Origin of the sequence: Pseudorhodoplanes sp., assembly GCA_032027085.1 — a bacterium.
GTDB lineage: Bacteria > Pseudomonadota > Alphaproteobacteria > Rhizobiales > Xanthobacteraceae > Pseudorhodoplanes.
This window is the reverse complement of sequence record JAVSMS010000001.1, coordinates 486,422-502,757: the sequence shown is the minus strand read 5'-3', so window position 1 is coordinate 502,757 and position 16,336 is coordinate 486,422. Positions and strand designations below refer to the sequence as shown.

The 16,336-nt window shown below is 63.1% G+C and carries 16 protein-coding genes; 13 read left to right on the top strand and 3 right to left on the bottom strand.

The annotated features are described in order from the left end of the window. The first annotated feature begins 25 nt into the window (after window positions 1-25). The 3 genes from RO009_02455 to RO009_02445 all read left to right on the top strand — a co-directional run bounded on the left by RO009_02455 (window position 26) and on the right by RO009_02445 (window position 3,088). Entirely contained in the window at window positions 26-2,194 is a 2,169-nt protein-coding gene (locus RO009_02455; GenBank protein ID MDT3683889.1) for a chemotaxis protein CheA, read from the top strand. 67 nt (window positions 2,195-2,261) lie between these two features. Continuing rightward, a complete protein-coding gene (locus tag RO009_02450; protein ID MDT3683888.1) occupies window positions 2,262-2,651 on the top strand; it encodes a response regulator in 390 nt (129 codons plus the stop codon). Further along, window positions 2,648-3,088, top strand: a complete 441-nt coding sequence (locus tag RO009_02445; protein ID MDT3683887.1) for a hypothetical protein — start codon at window positions 2,648-2,650, stop codon at window positions 3,086-3,088. The genes RO009_02450 and RO009_02445 overlap by 4 nt, the downstream gene beginning before the upstream one ends. A gap of 93 nt (window positions 3,089-3,181) precedes the next feature. Here the strand turns inward: RO009_02445 and RO009_02440 are convergent, their stop codons facing one another. Continuing rightward, entirely contained in the window at window positions 3,182-3,694 is a 513-nt protein-coding gene (locus RO009_02440; GenBank protein MDT3683886.1) for a hypothetical protein, read from the bottom strand. A gap of 27 nt (window positions 3,695-3,721) precedes the next feature. Then, window positions 3,722-4,324 carry a response regulator gene (locus RO009_02435; protein MDT3683885.1) on the bottom strand — a complete coding sequence of 201 codons (603 nt, stop codon included), beginning with the start codon at window positions 4,322-4,324 and terminating at the stop codon, window positions 3,722-3,724. A 324-nt stretch (window positions 4,325-4,648) separates the two neighbouring features. Here RO009_02435 and RO009_02430 point away from each other — a divergent pair, with 324 nt between their 5' ends. The 10 genes from RO009_02430 to phnE (RO009_02385) all read left to right on the top strand — a co-directional run bounded on the left by RO009_02430 (window position 4,649) and on the right by phnE (RO009_02385) (window position 15,119). After that, window positions 4,649-5,596 carry a TAXI family TRAP transporter solute-binding subunit gene (locus tag RO009_02430; GenBank protein MDT3683884.1) on the top strand — a complete coding sequence of 316 codons (948 nt, stop codon included), beginning with the start codon at window positions 4,649-4,651 and terminating at the stop codon, window positions 5,594-5,596. 46 nt (window positions 5,597-5,642) lie between these two features. Beyond that, on the top strand, window positions 5,643-7,532 hold the full coding sequence (locus tag RO009_02425; GenBank protein ID MDT3683883.1) for a TRAP transporter permease: 1,890 nt from the start codon (window positions 5,643-5,645) through the stop codon (window positions 7,530-7,532). Between the two features lie 27 nt (window positions 7,533-7,559). Further along, a complete protein-coding gene (gene araD / locus RO009_02420; GenBank protein MDT3683882.1) occupies window positions 7,560-9,287 on the top strand; it encodes an L-arabinonate dehydratase in 1,728 nt (575 codons plus the stop codon). A 399-nt stretch (window positions 9,288-9,686) separates the two neighbouring features. Beyond that, complete coding sequence (minC, locus tag RO009_02415; GenBank protein MDT3683881.1) at window positions 9,687-10,397, top strand: septum site-determining protein MinC; 711 nt, start codon at window positions 9,687-9,689, stop codon at window positions 10,395-10,397. A gap of 39 nt (window positions 10,398-10,436) precedes the next feature. Continuing rightward, window positions 10,437-11,252 carry a septum site-determining protein MinD gene (gene minD, locus RO009_02410; protein ID MDT3683880.1) on the top strand — a complete coding sequence of 272 codons (816 nt, stop codon included), beginning with the start codon at window positions 10,437-10,439 and terminating at the stop codon, window positions 11,250-11,252. Beyond that, the gene (gene minE, locus RO009_02405; protein ID MDT3683879.1) at window positions 11,249-11,503 is read left to right on the top strand and encodes a cell division topological specificity factor MinE; all 255 of its coding nucleotides are present in this window, start codon (window positions 11,249-11,251) and stop codon (window positions 11,501-11,503) included. The genes minD and minE overlap by 4 nt, the downstream gene beginning before the upstream one ends. Window positions 11,504-11,680: 177 nt before the next feature. Further along, window positions 11,681-12,652 (top strand): phosphate/phosphite/phosphonate ABC transporter substrate-binding protein, encoded by a 972-nt coding sequence (gene phnD / locus RO009_02400; GenBank protein ID MDT3683878.1) that lies wholly within the window; start codon window positions 11,681-11,683, stop codon window positions 12,650-12,652. 6 nt (window positions 12,653-12,658) lie between these two features. Then, window positions 12,659-13,477: a phosphonate ABC transporter ATP-binding protein gene (phnC, locus tag RO009_02395; GenBank protein ID MDT3683877.1), complete on the top strand. Its 819-nt coding sequence runs from the start codon at window positions 12,659-12,661 to the stop codon at window positions 13,475-13,477. Between the two features lie 5 nt (window positions 13,478-13,482). Beyond that, window positions 13,483-14,301 (top strand): phosphonate ABC transporter, permease protein PhnE, encoded by an 819-nt coding sequence (phnE, locus tag RO009_02390; protein MDT3683876.1) that lies wholly within the window; start codon window positions 13,483-13,485, stop codon window positions 14,299-14,301. Next, the gene (gene phnE / locus RO009_02385; GenBank protein ID MDT3683875.1) at window positions 14,301-15,119 is read left to right on the top strand and encodes a phosphonate ABC transporter, permease protein PhnE; all 819 of its coding nucleotides are present in this window, start codon (window positions 14,301-14,303) and stop codon (window positions 15,117-15,119) included. The genes phnE (RO009_02390) and phnE (RO009_02385) overlap by 1 nt, the downstream gene beginning before the upstream one ends. 66 nt (window positions 15,120-15,185) lie before the next feature. Here phnE (RO009_02385) and RO009_02380 read toward each other — a convergent pair whose 3' ends face one another. Beyond that, window positions 15,186-16,325: a DUF2336 domain-containing protein gene (locus RO009_02380; protein MDT3683874.1), complete on the bottom strand. Its 1,140-nt coding sequence runs from the start codon at window positions 16,323-16,325 to the stop codon at window positions 15,186-15,188. Window positions 16,326-16,336 lie beyond the last annotated feature (11 nt).

The window sequence follows — 16,336 nt, the reverse complement described above, 5'->3', positions numbered from 1 at the left end:
ATACTGCGCCGATAGGAAATAACCAATGTCCAGCCTGACAGAATTGAAGAACACCTTCTTTGAGGAATGCAGCGAGTTGCTGCAGGAGCTGGAATTGGGCCTCACCGACATGCGCGAGGAGCGCGGAACGGAAGACACGGTTCACGCGCTGTTTCGCGCGGTGCATTCGATCAAGGGCGGGGCGGGGGTTTTCGGCTTCGACAATTTGATCGGCTTTGCTCACGTTCTGGAGACCGTGCTGGACGCGGTGCGGCGCGGCGATCTTGACGCCGGTGCGGACGTCGTCGATGTCCTTTTCAACGCCAACGATATTCTGTCCGATCTTGTGACCATGGCGCGTTCCGGCCAAACGCCTGAAGCGGGCTTCGGCGACGATTGCAGGCTCGCGCTGGAAAAGCTGATCGGCAAGGACGGCTCCGAAGGCGATGCCAGCGGCGAGATGGCTGATTTCGAGGGCATCGATTTCGTACCGGTGCGTTTCGATGCCGAGGATGACACGCCCGCGGGAAACACCTTTGCCATCACCTTTCGGCCCAAGCAGGACTTGCTCAAGAAGGCGAACGAGCCTCTCTTCATCCTGCGCGAATTGCGCTCGCGCGGCGAACTCGATCTCGTCGCCGAGATCGGCAACCTGCCGCCATTGACCGAGTTGGAGCCGGATTTCCCCTATATCGGCTGGACCGGCACGCTGCGCACGCAGGCGAGCCGTGCCGAAATCGAGGAAATCTTCGAATTCGTGGCCGGCGATTGCGAACTCGAGATCGTCGATCAGACGCCTCCGGCGGATGCCTTGCCGGTCTTCGATGAGCCGGCGCCGCAACTCGTTCCGGAGCCGGTCGCCGACATGCCCGCGCCGGCCGCATCCATGCCAACCTTAGCGTCCGAAACCGTAATGACTCCTCCTCCGCCTCCCGCGCCTGCGGCCGAGAAGAGCGAGGGCGGCGCGAAGGCGCCGGTCGCCCAAGCGGCGGCCACCACCATCCGTGTCGATCTCGACAAGGTCGACCGCGTCGTCAACATGGTCGGCGAACTTGTGATCGCGCAGGCGATGCTCGGGCAGGTGGTGCAGGACCTGCCGGAAGCCATGTCGGCGCGGATGATGCAGATTCTGGAAGAGGTGACCCACCATACCCGCGAACTCAAGGACAGCGTGATGTCCATGCGCGCGCAGCCGGTGAAGTCGGTGTTCCAGCGCATGCCGCGTCTGGTGCGCGAATTGTCGGCCAAGACGGGCAAGAAGATAGCGCTTGAGATGTACGGCGAGACCACCGAGGTGGACAAGACGATCATCGAGCGGCTGAGCGATCCGCTCACCCACATCATCCGCAATTCCTGCGATCACGGCATCGAGACGCCGGACGTGCGCGCCGCCGCGGGCAAGCCGGAGGAAGGCACCATCATTCTCAGCGCCGAACATCGCGGCGGTCGCATCGTGATCGAGATCAAGGATGACGGCGCCGGCATCAATTCCGAGCGGGTGTTGAAGAAAGCGCGCGAACGCGGCCTGGTGTCAGCGGACGCGGCGCTGACCGAAGATGAAATCAACAACCTGATCTTCATGCCCGGCTTTTCAACAGCCGAGACGGTCTCCGACATTTCCGGCCGCGGCGTCGGCATGGATGTGGTGCGGCGGAACATCCAGGATCTCGGTGGCCGCATCAATCTGAAATCCGAGCGCGGCAAGGGCATGACCATCCAGCTCACACTGCCGCTGACGCTGGCGGTCATGGACGGCATGGTTGTGCGTGTCGGCGCCGAAACCTACGTGCTGCCGATGGCGGCGATCGTGGAATGCCTGCGCCCCGGCCAGTCGGAGGTGCACAATCTGCTGGGCACCCACGGCACCCTGCATCTGCGCGGCGAGATCGTGCCGATGGTGCATCTCGGCGACGCGCTCGGCGTGCCCTCGACGCTGAATTCGGGCGAAGGCGTGGTCATCATCATCGAGGCCGGCGAGGGCATCAAGCTCGGGCTTGCGGTCGACGATCTGCTCGGTCACCAGCAGGTCGTAATCAAGAGCATCGAGGAAAATTATGGCACGGTGCCCGGCATCGCCGCCGCCACCATTCTCGGCAATGGACGGGTCGCGTTCATCCTCGATTCCGAGAAGATTTATGATCTTGCGTGCGAGACCATGAACAACACGCTGGCCGGCGCCGCCGGTTCGCGTCTTACGCAGAAAACCGCGGCATGATGGTCATGTCGCCAATCCAGAAACGAACGCTGCGCACTCTGCGCCGACGCTATCAGGAGTGATAAGAATGCCGCTGGCAGCAGCTCTCAAAGTACTTGTCGTGGACGATCAGTTCAGCGTGCGGCAGATGACGCGCCTGACGCTGCAGGAACTCGGCATTCGCCATATTCATGAATCGGAAAACGGCAAGGAGGGATTTCAGAAGGCGACGGTGCAGCCGCTCGATCTGATCATCTCCGACTACAACATGCCGGAAATGGATGGCCTCGAATTCCTGCGCGCGGTGCGCGGGCATCAGGCGGTGCGCAAGCTGCCGTTCATCCTTCTTACCGGGCGCGGCGACAAGGAACTGGTGGTCAAGGCGGCGCAGGCCGGCGTGAACAATTACCTGATCAAGCCGTTCAATGCGTCCATCCTGCGTGAGAAGATCGAACAGGTCATCGGAAAGCTGTCGTGACGAGTTTTCGCGCGCATCCTCTCGATCCGCTCTATGAGGGTGGCGAGAAGACGCAAAGTGGCGCTGACCCCTCAGCGGTCGATCTGAATGCGTTTCTGCCGGCGCTGGCGGGCATGCTGCGCGAAACCGTGTCGCGTTTCGAAGACACCGCCAATCGTGTCAGCGACCTTGTCATTCAGCAACGCGAACAGGCGAGCCTTGATCTCATCGTGGCGCTGCAGGATTTCGACCGTCTGCAGCAGGAATTCTCCGCGCTCGGCGATGCGCTGATGCGCTATATCGCGGCCACCGATCCGAGCACGGTGCCCGCGCAGGACGGCGTGACCGATCAGGATGTGATCGGCGGCATTCTGCTCGAGGATATGAGGCAGCGGCTGCTGCGCCGCCTGCAGAGCAAGCCGGCAGCGGTCGAACTCGTGGACGAACAGGAATTTTAAGCGAATTCGCCATCCCGGAATATAGCGGCAAGCGCGCAGCATTCGTGCGGGTTGCGGGTCGCCGCTATTGCCGCGTTCGCAATGACCAAATCGCTAACTCTCGCCCTGCGGGTCCGTCGCGGCCTTGGTCAGCGACAACAGCTTGTGCAGGCCCGAACTCAATTCCGGGAAATCCGCCGGCGTCGTGCTTTTGTAGCGGGCCTGCTTCGACATGCGCAGCGCCTCGACGTGCAACTGGATCAGTTCCTGGCTCGGCTCCGCGCCAGCCTTAATCGCCTCCAGCACTTCGCAGAAATTGCCGGCGATGAAGGTGACGAGCTCGTAACCCATTGTCGTGCCGACATCGCGCAACTGCCGGCAATGCATGAGCACGACATCCAGCCAGACGCCCGGATTCGCGTAGCCCGCGTCATTGTGCGGCAGCGCGACAACGATCCCGTCCAGTTCCTTGTCGAACCAATCGCCGAACGTCGCCTTGATCTCATCGACGCCCGCCTGCGCGCGTTCGATCGCCTGGGCGCGCGGAATTCCGCCCGGCCGCCGCGCCAGTTGCTGGAAACGGGAATCCACCGGGAACACTTTTGCGTCGAATTCTTTTTCGGACATGGGTCGATCTATGTCTTCAGTTTCTTGTTATCCGCGTGTGAATTTCAGCAGGTTGTCGATCTCGTCCTGCGACAGAGCCGGGCCGGTATCCTCGCTGATCTCCACCGGCAGATCGCCCTTGCGGCGGCCGACGCCGCCGGGATAGCCCTCGATCTTGAAGCGGCGGTCCGGCCCGTAATATGTCTCGCAGTCGATGAAGTTGCGCGGATTGAATGCGATCCACGCCAAGCGATCATACAGGCTGGACGGCGACAGCGGCTTGGCGACCACCATGTTGGCGCCAGAGTCTCGCGCGTTTTTCACCGTGGTCGCGCGGGTGTCGCTGGTCAGGATCATGATCGGAACGGTGCGGTATTCGCTCGCCTCATTGCGGCGGATGGTCTTGGTCAGCTTCAACCCGCCCATCGGCGGCACGTTGGCGTCAAGCAGCAGGATGTCGATGCGATGCTCGGTCAGATTTTGCACCACGCCGCGCGCGTCGCGGGTTTCCAAGACCTTGCTGGCGCCGAAGCTGCGCAGGATGCCGTGAATGACCGTGCAGAAATAGGCGCTGGGATCGGCGACAAGAAACGTCAACCCGTTCAGGTTGAGGTTGGAATCCTTCACCGGGCCGTCCTCGCGGCGCGGCATTCCCCAGCATGCATCAGCATCGGCGCCGCGCCTTTTTTGTAAGGCGGAACCGGCAAGGCCAGGCCCGCCTCGCCAAGTCCGCCTCAAGAGCCTCTGTCCAAGACTGGACGGCTGCCTGCCGAATCCAAAGAAGACCCGGCAAGAAGCCAAGATTTCTCCATTTTTACGGTACCGCTGCTCTGATTCGCAACACGACGGGACCTGCCCCCGGGTGCGGCTACCAAGACAAAAGAGATGCTTGTGCGCGGGATGCCTCGCCCGTAACGTTGCGGTTAAGACAAAAAAAGCGCCTTTCGGGAATCCGGGGCATAGGGAGAGAAGCTCATGAAAATGCAAGTGAAAGCGTTTGGCCTCGGCGTGACCTTGGCCCTGGCAGTCACGGCGGCCCCCGCTGCAGAACTGAAATTCATGACCGGTCCGCAGGGCGGGTCGTGGATTCCGCTCGGCGGGCAACTCAAGGATCTGTGGGAAAAGGCAATTCCAGGACTGACCGTGCAGGCGACGCCCGGCGCCGGCATGGCGAATGTGCGTGGCGTGGAGGAGGGCAAGGCCGATATCGGTTTCGGCAATTCGATCTCCACGGTCGACGCCATCAAGGGCAACAAGCCCTTCACCAAGCCGCATAACAATGTCTGCAACATCGCGACGCTCTATCCGCAATATTACCAGCTCGTCGTGCCTGCGGATTCCGGTGTCAATTCGGTCAAGGACCTCAAGGGCAAGGGTGTGACCACCCAGCAGCGCGGCAATACCGGCGAACTGATCACCCAGCAGATCCTGCAGGTGAACGGATTGACCTACAACGATGTGAAGATGAGCTTTGTGTCGTACACTGACTCCGTCAACCAGATGAAGGACGGCCACGCGACGGCTTTCGGACTTGGCACGACGATCCCGGCCGGCGCGGTGATGGACGTGGCGGCGGGCCGCGACATCAAGCTGCTCGATCTGTCGGGCAACCTCGACGCGATGCGCAAGATCAACCCCGGCTACACGCTGGTGAATGTGCCGAAAGGCACCTATCCGAAGCAGGACAAGGACATCAAGGTCATTGGCTACGCCACCCACATCGTGGCGTCGTGCAAGATTCCGGCCGAGACCGCTTACACGATGACCAAGGTCATCGCGCAGAATGTCGGCCAGTTGCAGTCGATCGTGAAGGTGATCTCCGGCCTCGACGCCAAGAAGATGGCTGAGGACATCGGCGTTCCGTTCCATCCGGGCGCGGCGAAATACTACAAGGAAGCGGGAATTACGGTCTCCAGCAAATAGGGGAGGCGACCGGCGCGGATGATCTCCGCGCCGGTGCTGCATGCACATGTCGGCGCTCCGCAAAATCGACCTCGGCTACGGCATTCTCCTGCGCTGGGCGATCACCCTCATCGCCATCGCGATGGGGCTGTATCACATGTGGATGATTGCCTTCGGCGCGCCGGAAGCGATCATCTTTCGCGGAATGCATCTGCTGTTCGCGCTGGTGCTGCTCTTTCTCATCTACCGCCGCTCCGGAGAGGCGACGGGCACGCCGACGGTCGTTGACTATGCACTGCTGGTGCTCGGCGCCGCGCCGATCCTGTATCTGTTCTTCAATTACGACTACATCATCACCCGCATTTTCTATATCGACGATCTGACGCCGACCGACATGGTCATGGGCACGATCATGACGTTGATCGTGCTGGAGGGCACGCGCCGGGTGATCGGCTGGGCATTGCCGCTGACGGCGATCGTGTTTCTTGCCTATGGGCTCTTCATCGCGCGCCTCGATCCGATGCAGATGCTGGATCAGCTTTACATGACGACGGAGGGCATCTTCGGCATCCCGCTGTCAGTCTCGGCGACCTACGTCCTCATCTTCGTACTGTTCGGCAGCTTCATGGAGCGCACCGGCACCGGCCAGCTCTTCATGGATTTCGCCATGAGCCTGACCGGTCACACCGCCGGAGGGCCCGGCAAGGTATCGGTGGTCAGTTCCAGTCTGTTCGGCACGATTTCCGGCAGCGCCGTCGCCAACGTGATGGTGGACGGGCCGATCTCGATTCCGCTGATGAAGCGCACCGGCTTCCCGCCGCATTTTGCCGCCGGCGTGGAAGCGACCGCCTCCACCGGCGGGCAGATCATGCCGCCGATCATGGGCGCCGCCGCCTTCGTAATGGCGGAGTTTCTCGGCGTCGGTTATGGCCAGGTCGTGATCTGGGCGATCATTCCGGCCGTTCTCTATTATGTCGCCTGTTTCGCCGCCGTGCATTTCGAGGCCAAGCGTCACGGCCTGATCGGCCTGCCGCGCGCGGAGCTTCCGATCCTCTCCGAGGTGCTGCGCGTGCGCGGTCATCTCTTTATTCCCGTCTTGATCATCCTTGCGGTGATGTATTCCGGCTTCAGCGCGCCGCTGGCGGCGCTCGCCGGAACGCTGGCCTGTTTTCCGGTCGCATTCATGCGCAAATCGACGCGCGACTACGTCAACCTGCCGAATATCATCGAGGCCTTCGTCGACGGCGCGCGCAACGCGCTGCCGGTGGCGCTGGCCTGCGCCTGTGCCGGCATCGTGATCGGCGTCGTCACGCTGTCCGGCCTCGGCATCGTGTTCACGCAATTCGTCGTAGGCCTGTCGAAGGATACGCTGCTGATGGCGCTCCTGCTCACCATGATGGCCGGCATCGTGCTCGGCATGGGCATGCCGACGACGCCCGCCTACATCATCATGACGGCCCTGCTGGTGCCCGCGATCATCAAGCTCGGCGTGGTCGAGCCCGCCGCACACATGTTCGCCTTCTATTTTGCGGTGCTGTCGGCGATCACCCCGCCGGTGGCGCTCGCGGTATTTGCGGCGGCCGGCATTGCCAAGGCCGATCTCTGGAAAAGCGGCTGGGCGGCGGTGAAGATCGGCGCCGCCGGCTTCATCGTGCCCTTCATGTTCGTCTATGAGCCGGCCTTGCTGATGATCGGCGACTGGTCCTGGATCATCTGGCGTTTCATTGCCGCCAGTTTCGGCATCCTGCTCTTCGCCGCCGGACTGCACGGCTATTTCCTGGCGCGTGCAGTGACGTGGGAGCGGGCGCTGCTGGTGGTCGGGGGGCTGCTTCTGGTCAAGCCGGACTTCATGAGCGATATCCTGGGCGTCGTGATCGCGGGCGTGGCGGCAGGAAGCCAGTATCTGACCCGGCATTCGCGCGCATCCGTCCCGGCCAAACGCCAGACCGCGAAGTGACCATCCCGACAACGTGAATTCCTGAAAATGACCCCACGCAAGTCTCCGCAAGACCTGCGCAGCCATCGCTGGCTCGGCGTCAGCGACCTGCGTTCCTTCGGCCATCGCGCGCGCCTGCGCCAGTTCGGCTTCGACAAGGCCGACTGGGAGGGCAAGCCGGTCATCGCCATCGTCAACACCTGGAGCGACATGAACGCCTGCCACGCGCATCTGCGCGCGCGGGCGGAGGACGTGAAGCGCGGCGTGCTGCAGGCGGGCGGCTTCCCCGTCGAGATGCCGGCGATGTCGCTCGCCGAGCCGTTCGTGAAGCCCTCGACCATGCTCTATCGCAATTTCCTTGCGATGGAGACCGAGGAGGTGCTGCGCAGCTATCCGATCGACGGCGCCGTGCTCATGGGCGGCTGCGACAAGACCACGCCGGCCCTGATCATGGGCGCGGTCAGCATGGGGATTCCGTCGATCTATGTGCCGGCCGGCCCGGCCCTGCGCGGCAATTGGCGCGGGCTGACGCTCGGGTCGGGCTCCGACGCCTGGAAATACTGGGACGAGAAGCGCGCCGGCAACATTACCGAGGCCGACTGGGACGAGATCGAAGGCGGCATCGCGCGCTCCTTCGGCACCTGCATGGTGATGGGCACCGCAGCGACCATGATGTCGATTGCGGAGGCGATGGGCCTTGCGCTTCCGGGTTCCTCGTCCATTCCCGCCGCCGATTCCAGTCACCCCCGCATGAACGCCGCCGCCGGCCGCCGCATCGTTGAAATGGTATGGGAAGACCTGACGCCGGCGCGAATCCTGACGCCCGCCGCTTTTGACAACGCCATCCGCGTGCACATGGCGCTCGGCGGCTCCACCAACGCCATCATCCATGTGGTGGCGATGGCGCGGCGCGCCGGCATCGCGCTTGGCATGCAGCGTTTCGACGAGATTTCCCGCCAGGTGCCGGTGATCGCCAATATCACCCCGTCGGGCAAATACCTGATGGAGGATTTCTATTACGCCGGCGGCTTGCGCGCGCTCATGGCGGAGATGCGTGATCTGCTCGACCTCGATTGCCTCACCGTCAACGGCAAGACCATTGGCGAGAACATCGCCGGCGCAAGAACCTGGCTGCCCGAGGTGATCCACCCGCTGTCCGATCCGCTCTATGCGGAAGGGGCGACGGCCGTGCTGACCGGCAATGTCGCGCCGCGCGGCTGCGTGATGAAGCCGGCGGCCGCCGAGAAGCGCTTCCACAAGCATCGCGGCAAGGTGCTGGCCTTCGAGGATTACAACCACATGGCGCGCGAGGTCGAGCGCGACGATCTCGACGTCACGCCCGACCATGTGCTGGTGCTGAAGAATTCAGGCCCCAAAGGCGGCCCCGGCATGCCGGAATGGGGGATGCTGCCGATCCCGAGGAAGCTGGTGAAGGCCGGCGTGCGCGACATGCTGCGGATGTCCGACTCGCGCATGAGCGGAACGAGCTACGGCGCCTGCATCCTGCACGTCGCGCCCGAGAGCTATGTCGGCGGGCCGTTGGCGTTTGTGCAGACCGGCGACGAGATCGAGGTCGATGTCGCCGCCCGCTCAATCCATCTGCATGTCAGCGAAGAGGAGATGGCGCGCCGCCGCGCTGTCTGGACGCCGCCGCCGCCGCGTTACGAGCGCGGCTATGGCGCGATGTCCTCGCAGCATATCGGGCAGGCCGACGAGGGCTGCGATTTTGATTTCCTGCAGGCGGGCGCCGCAATTCCCGAGCCGGAGATTCATTGAGGCGCGCGTATCCTTCGGCGGCAATCAAAAGCTGAATGATATAAGGAATTTGCACCGCGTTGTTGGCAGGGAGATTCAATGATTGAATCTCCTGAATGAAAAACTTCGTGCAAAGGATCACCGCGGCTTCAACACCCACCTTAACATCGCAGGCGTTCACGCGCGGTAAACACTCATGCAAGCGCGCTCATCCCATGTGTGAGCTGGCGCAGATGCGACACATCATTCATGGAATCGTTCGCGCGTCCGCCCTTCGCGGGGGATAATCGCCTTCGTCCTGCCCAAAATCCGCCTACGTCGGCTTAGACTCCCGTGGATGCGGAGCGCGAATCACTTGCCGCCGCATGTGCGCGCGTTTGCCGAAAGCGAGGGCGCAGGGAGACAGGAGACATGGCCGCGATGTCCAGCGCCGTCCGACCCCGCAGAGCGATGCGGTTCAGGGCCCGCTCCTTCATGGCCTTCGCGCTCGCGCCTGAAGGCGACATCGCCGACTGGCTGCTGGAGCTCGATAACTGGATCCGCAATTCGGCGGGTTTCTTTGTCGGCCGGCCGGTGGTGCTCGACCTCGGTTCGGTCGAGCTCGAACACGAAGCCATCGCGAAATTGGTGGCGGAGCTGGAGCGGCGGGATATCCGCATCATGGGCCTGGAAGGCGCTGACGCCGCGCTGCTCGGGCCCGATCTGCCTCCGCTCCTGAAGGGTGGCCGTCCGGCCAGTGACGACGTACTCGACACGCCGCCGCCGCGCAAGTTGCCCTTTGTGCCGCTGCCGGACCCGGCGCCGACGGCGCTCTTGCTTAATGAGCCGGTGCGGTCGGGCCAGTCGGTGGATTTTCCGAATGGCGATGTGACCATCATCGGATCCATCGCCTCCGGCGCCGAGGTTGTCGCCGGTGGGTCGATCCATGTCTACGGCGCCATCCGCGGTCGGGCGATGGCGGGCGCGAACGGCAATCCGCGCGCGCGAATCTTTTGCAGCAAGGCGGAACCGGAATTGCTGGCGATCGACGGCTACTTCCTGACCGCCGAGCAGATCGATGCGTCGCTTTATGGCGGGCCGATCCAGGTGTGGCTGGAGGGAACGGCGATCAGGATCGCGGCGCGGACTTAGGAACAGACCCGGGAGATGCGAGACGTGGAGGGTGGTGGCATGGGTAAAGTCGTGGTGGTGACCTCCGGCAAGGGCGGCGTTGGCAAGACGACGACGACCGCGGCTCTGGGCGCCGCGCTGGCGCAGGGCGGCCAGAATGTCGTGGTGGTCGATTTCGATGTCGGCCTGCGCAACCTCGATCTGGTGATGGGGGCGGAGCGGCGCGTGGTCTATGACCTGATCAGCGTCATCCAGGGCGTCGCCAAGCTGCCGCAGGCCCTGATCCGCGACAAGCGTCTCGAAACCCTGTGGCTCCTGCCGGCCTCGCAAACCCGCGACAAGGATGCGCTGACCGAGGAGGGCGTCGCCCGCGTGATCGAGCAATTGCGCCAGAGCTATGACTGGGTCATCTGCGACAGCCCGGCCGGCATCGAGCGCGGCGCAATTCTCGCGATGCGCCACGCAGATGCCGCGATTATCGTCACCAATCCTGAGGTATCGTCGGTGCGTGATTCGGATCGCATCATCGGCATGCTGGATTCCAAGACGCTGAGAGCGGAACGAGGCGAACGCGTGGAGAAGGAACTCCTGATCACCCGCTATGACCCGGCCCGCGCCGCCCGCGGCGACATGCTCAGTGTCGAGGATGTCGTCGAAATCCTGTCGATCCCGCTGCTCGGCATCATTCCGGAAAGCGAGCAGGTGCTGCGCGCGTCCAATCTCGGCACGCCGGTCACGCTGAGCGCGCCGAGCAGCGATCCCGGCCGCGCTTACTGGAATGCGGCGCAGCGCCTCAATGGCGAGAATGTCGAGATGATCGTGCCCACCGGGAAAAAGGGATTCCTCGACCGGCTTTTCGGACGGAGAGCTGCATGAAGCTTTTAGACTTCTTCAGGCGCCGCCGCTCGGCGCCGGTGGCGCGGGAGCGGCTGCAAATTTTGCTGCAATACGAGCGCAGCCTGGTCCATCAGAGCGACCTGATTGCGGTGCTGCGCGAGGAAATCTTGCGGATTGTCGCCCGTTATGTCGTGATCGACCCTGATACCGTGCAGGTCAAGATCAATCGCGGCAATACGGTTTCGACACTGGCCGTCGGTATCCGCGTTCACAACGCGCCTGCAGCATAGCCTCACTTTTTCAGGCGGGATTTTTTCCTGCGAGCAAAGTCGTAGCGGCTTTTTCGCTCTTTTTCGCCCTCTGTCCGCCCGTCATAAACCTGTTATCATTCGTGGTGATGGAACTCGCTTTCCGTCGGCCGCATGCTTTGGCATGCCGCCAAACAAACGATTATGGGGAGATCGAAAATGCTTCGCCGGCTGCGTTTTGACTGCTTGATCGGCCTTTTCGCGGTGCTCCTGCTGGCGCTTGCGCCGCGGCCCGCATCGGCGCTGGATGCCCGCTATAGCGATGCCGACGGCGACCTTGTCGCTGATGCGCCCAAGGATCCCAAGCAATGGGTCGATCCCTCGACGCTGATCTTCGCCTATACGCCGGTCGAGGACCCTGCTGTCTACGCCAAGGTCTGGGAGGGCTTTCTCCGGCACATGGAAAAGGTGACCGGCAAGAAGGTGCAGTTCTTCCCAGTGCAGTCGAATTCGGCGCAGCTTGAGGCGATGCGCGCCGGCCGCCTGCATGTCGCGGGTTTCAATACCGGCTCCAATCCGCTGGCGGTGAACTGCGCCGGCTTCGTGCCGATCGCGCTGATGGCCTCGAAGAACAATGCCTTCGGCTACGAAATGGAGATCATCACCTATCCCGGCAGCGGCGTGCAGAAGATCGAGGACATCAAGGGCAAGAAGATGGCCTTCACGACGCAGACCTCGAATTCCGGCTACCGCGCCCCGTCGGCGCTGCTGCGAGAGAATTTCAAGCTCGAGGCAGGCAAGGATTACGAGCCGGTCTTTTCCGGCAAGCACGACAATTCTGTGATCGGCGTCGCCAACAAGGATTATCCGGCGGCCGCCATCGCCAACGAGGTCATGCACCGCATCATCGAGCGGGGCGTGGTGAAGAAGGAGCAGATCGTCACCATCTACAAGTCCAAGACCTTCCCCACGACCGGCTATGGCTATGTCTACAATCTGAAGCCGGAGCTGGCGGCGAAAGTGAAGGAAGCCTTCTTCACCTTCCCGTGGGACGGATCGGAATTGCAGAAGGAATTCGGCAAGACGACCCCGCCGATGCAGCAGTTCATGCCGATCACCTACAAGCAGCACTGGGAGGCGGTGCGCGAGGTCGACAAGGCGATGGGTGTCAAATACGACTGCAAGGGCTGAAGCCCGATGCTGCAGATCAGGGGGTTGAGCAAGCGTTATCGCACCGGCGACGTTGCGCTGAGCGGTGTCGATCTTGATGTTCTCTCCGGCGAGATCATCGGCTTGATCGGACCGTCCGGCGCCGGCAAATCCACCCTGATCCGCTGCATCAACCGCCTGGTGGAGCCGAGCGCGGGCCGGATCCTTCTCAACGACGAGGAAGTGTCCCATCTCGGTCGCCACGATCTGCGGCGCATGCGCCGCCGCATGGGCATGATCTTCCAGGAATACGCCTTGGTCGAGCGGCTGACGGTCATGGAGAATGTCCTGTCCGGGCGGCTGGGCTATGTGCCGTTCTGGCGCAGCTTCTTCCGCCGCTTCCCACCTGAGGATGTGCGCAACGCCTTTGCGACGCTCGATCGCGTCGGCCTCCTGGATCATGTCGACAAACGCGCCGACGCGCTCTCCGGCGGCCAGCGCCAGCGCGTCGGCATCGCCCGCGCCCTGCAGCAGAATCCGGATCTGCTGCTGGTGGACGAGCCGACCGCGAGCCTCGATCCAAAGACGTCGCGTCAGATCATGCGGCTGATCTGCGAAATCTGCGCCGAGCGCAGACTCGCGGCCGTGGTCAACATCCACGACGTGTCTTTGGCGCAGATGTTCTTGAAGCGCATCGTCGGCCTGCGCGCCGGCGTCATCGTCTATGACGGTCCCGCGGACGGGCTGACACCGGAGGTGCTCACCCGCATCTATGGCGAGGAGGACTGGACACGCGCGATCAAGCGCGAGGACGGCGATGACTCCCACGACGTGGGAACGCGCACGCCGCTGGCGGCCGTGGGCTAGACGCGATGACCGACGCGGTGATGTCCGGCAGGGTTTATCCAAGTACGTGGCGCCGGCCGCCGTTCATCGCCAATCCCGCATGGCGCTGGGCCATCTATGGCGGCGCCATTCTCTATCTCGTGCTGGCTGTAAATTCGGTCGAGGTGAATTGGTCGCGCGTCGCCGAGGGCATGGCACGGGCAGGGCGCCTCCTGTCTGGCTTTCTCAAGCCGGATTTCGTGAACCGCTGGAGCGACATTGCGCTCGGCATGCAGGAAAGCCTGACCATGACCGTCGCTGCGACCGTGGTCGGCATCCTGATTTCGGTGCCGATCGGGATTGGCGCGGCGCGCAATCTGGCGCCGACGCCTGTCTACCTGGTCTGCCGCGGCATCATCGCGATCTCGCGCGCGCTGCACGAGGTGATCGTCGCCATCCTGTTCGTGGCCATGGTCGGCTTCGGGCCGCTGGCCGGTTTTCTCACTTTGTCCTTCGCAACAATAGGCTTTCTGGCGAAGCTCCTGGCCGAAGACGTCGAGGATATCGACCCCGCGCAGGCGGAAGCGGTGCGAGCGGCCGGCGCCTCCTGGCTGCAGCTCATCAATTACGGCGTGCAGCCGCAGGTCATGCCGCGCCTGATCGGCCTCAGCCTCTATCGCCTCGACATCAATTTCCGCGAATCGGCGGTGGTCGGCATCGTCGGTGCCGGCGGCATCGGCGCCACTCTCAACACCGCGCTCGACCGCTACGAATACGACAGCGCCGCCGCCATCCTGATCCTGATCATCGTCATCGTCATGCTCTGCGAATACGGTTCGAGCCTGATCCGGCAGAGGATCCAGTGATGCCGGTCAGCCGTACCGCCGAAGGCCAGCCGGAATGGCGCCGCACCACGCCGCGGCAGGACCTCGTGCGCTGGTTCGGCTGGTTGCTCTTGGTCGCGCTGTTCGTGTTCTGCTGGAACGTGATGACCAAGGACACGATCTGGGCTTTTGTCTGGGATGCGCCAAATCAGGCCGCCGATATCGGCAGCCGCATGGTGCCGCCGCGCTGGTCCTATATGAGCGAGATGTGGCGGTCGCTCTGGGATACGCTCGCGATCGCGACGCTCGGCACGCTGCTCGCCATCATCATCGCCGTGCCGATCGCCTTTCTCGCCGCCCGCAACACAACACCGAGCGTGACGCTGATCCGGCCTGTTGCCCTCCTGATCATCGTGTCGTCGCGCTCGATCAACGCGCTGATCTGGGCGCTGCTGCTCGTGACCATCCTTGGCCCGGGCGTATTCGCCGGCATCATCGCCATCGCGCTTCGCTCGATCGGCTTTGTCGGCAAGCTGGTCTATGAGGCGATCGAGGAGATTGACCACAGTCAGGTCGAGGCGATTCAGGCGACCGGCGCCTCGCCGGCGCAGGTGATGAATTACGGCATCGTGCCGCAGATCCTGCCGGCCTTTGCCGGCATCAGTGTGTTCCGCTGGGACATCAACATCCGCGAATCCGCCGTGGTCGGGCTTGTCGGTGCCGGCGGAATCGGCCTCAATCTGGAAGCCTCGCTCAACACGCTCGCCTGGTCACAGGTTAGCCTGATCCTGCTTGTGATCTTGGCGACGGTGCTGGTGAGCGAATGGGTGTCGGCGAAGGTGCGCCACGCAATCATCTGAGAACGTCTTGGCCGGGACAAGCCCGGCAACGACGTTTCAAATGAAGCTCTAAGAATTTCGCTCTGCTCACCCCGCATCCGCGTATTGCACGAGCGACGGCGCGAGTGACGGCGCCCTTTCCGCCATCATTTTGCTGCGCAGGCTGTAAAACTCCAGCGCCTGCTTGGCGGTGTTGACCTGCAGCTTCTCGTAATTCGCCTGCGCATGGTCGAGATCCATCGCCGACATGCCGCGATTGGCCGCCGGCAATTGCAGAAGCGCCTTGGTCGTCGACCAGTAGCAGCGCGCGGCCTTGGCGAGGATCAGCACCATGTCCGGGCTTTCGTCGAGCAGCGCCCGCTCCACGAGGTCGATCGGGAACGGCCCGAGCATCGACAGCGCCACCACCGTCTGCTCAAAATTGTTGGCGCGCGCGAAGGCATGCACGTCGGATTCGCCGAACTGGCTGGTCTTGCACAGCCGCTTCACGCGCTGCTTGGCCTTGGCATGCTCGCGCGAGGAGGCGCGCACCTCCCGGCTGATCGTGCTGGAAATCTCCGACACCACCTCGCGGATCGCCTCGGCGACGTCCGGATGCGCGGCTTCCAGCTTGGCCCGCACGGAGGCGGAGGCGGATTCCAGGAGCTTCAGGAAATGGTGCCGCGGAATGTCGCGGCGGGCGCCGACATAGCGCGCCAGCGTGTCATCGCCGCGCGCCCGCGCCACCAGCTTGCCGAAGCCCTGATCGGAGAAGCGGGCACCGGAATTTTTCGCCACCGAATGCACGACCTCGCGGTCGCCGCGCTCGACAAGAACGTCGGTGACGGCTTCGCTCAGTTGCGCGCGCTGCGTGATCGCGTGCAGGTGGCCCTGGCTTTTGGTCTTGGCGGTCTCGACCAGATCTTCGTCGCTCAGTCGCGGCGAGGATTTCAGCACCGGCGCCGCCACTTCGATCACGTCATCGAAAGCGAGCGAACGGACGAGTCTAACCGGCGCGTCTGAAACGCTGGCCAGCCGCTTCGACAGTTTCACACGCGCCTTGGTCTCGATCGACGAGGCGAGGGTGACCAGAACATCGTCGAACAGAGCGAGCTGTTGGTCGGTATAGCGGCCGGAGCCGGCCATGAAGAGATCAGTGACCAGCGTCAGCGCCTTCTGCCGCTTCTTCGCCGTTCCGGAGGAAATGGCGTGTTCGAGCTCCTGGATCAGCGACGAATGATCGGACATGACGACAGCCC

Coding starts and splice junctions, on each gene's coding strand:
- RO009_02455 (MDT3683889.1), top strand. CDS start 26: ATGTCCAGCCTGACAGAATTGAAGAACACCTTCTTTGAGGAATGCAGC.
- RO009_02450 (MDT3683888.1), top strand. CDS start 2,262: ATGCCGCTGGCAGCAGCTCTCAAAGTACTTGTCGTGGACGATCAGTTC.
- RO009_02440 (MDT3683886.1), bottom strand. CDS start 3,694: ATGTCCGAAAAAGAATTCGACGCAAAAGTGTTCCCGGTGGATTCCCGT.
- RO009_02435 (MDT3683885.1), bottom strand. CDS start 4,324: ATGCCGCGCCGCGAGGACGGCCCGGTGAAGGATTCCAACCTCAACCTG.
- RO009_02430 (MDT3683884.1), top strand. CDS start 4,649: ATGAAAATGCAAGTGAAAGCGTTTGGCCTCGGCGTGACCTTGGCCCTG.
- RO009_02425 (MDT3683883.1), top strand. CDS start 5,643: ATGTCGGCGCTCCGCAAAATCGACCTCGGCTACGGCATTCTCCTGCGC.
- araD (MDT3683882.1), top strand. CDS start 7,560: ATGACCCCACGCAAGTCTCCGCAAGACCTGCGCAGCCATCGCTGGCTC.
- minC (MDT3683881.1), top strand. CDS start 9,687: ATGTCCAGCGCCGTCCGACCCCGCAGAGCGATGCGGTTCAGGGCCCGC.
- minD (MDT3683880.1), top strand. CDS start 10,437: ATGGGTAAAGTCGTGGTGGTGACCTCCGGCAAGGGCGGCGTTGGCAAG.
- minE (MDT3683879.1), top strand. CDS start 11,249: ATGAAGCTTTTAGACTTCTTCAGGCGCCGCCGCTCGGCGCCGGTGGCG.
- phnD (MDT3683878.1), top strand. CDS start 11,681: ATGCTTCGCCGGCTGCGTTTTGACTGCTTGATCGGCCTTTTCGCGGTG.
- phnC (MDT3683877.1), top strand. CDS start 12,659: ATGCTGCAGATCAGGGGGTTGAGCAAGCGTTATCGCACCGGCGACGTT.
- phnE (MDT3683876.1), top strand. CDS start 13,483: ATGACCGACGCGGTGATGTCCGGCAGGGTTTATCCAAGTACGTGGCGC.
- phnE (MDT3683875.1), top strand. CDS start 14,301: ATGCCGGTCAGCCGTACCGCCGAAGGCCAGCCGGAATGGCGCCGCACC.
- RO009_02380 (MDT3683874.1), bottom strand. CDS start 16,325: ATGTCCGATCATTCGTCGCTGATCCAGGAGCTCGAACACGCCATTTCC.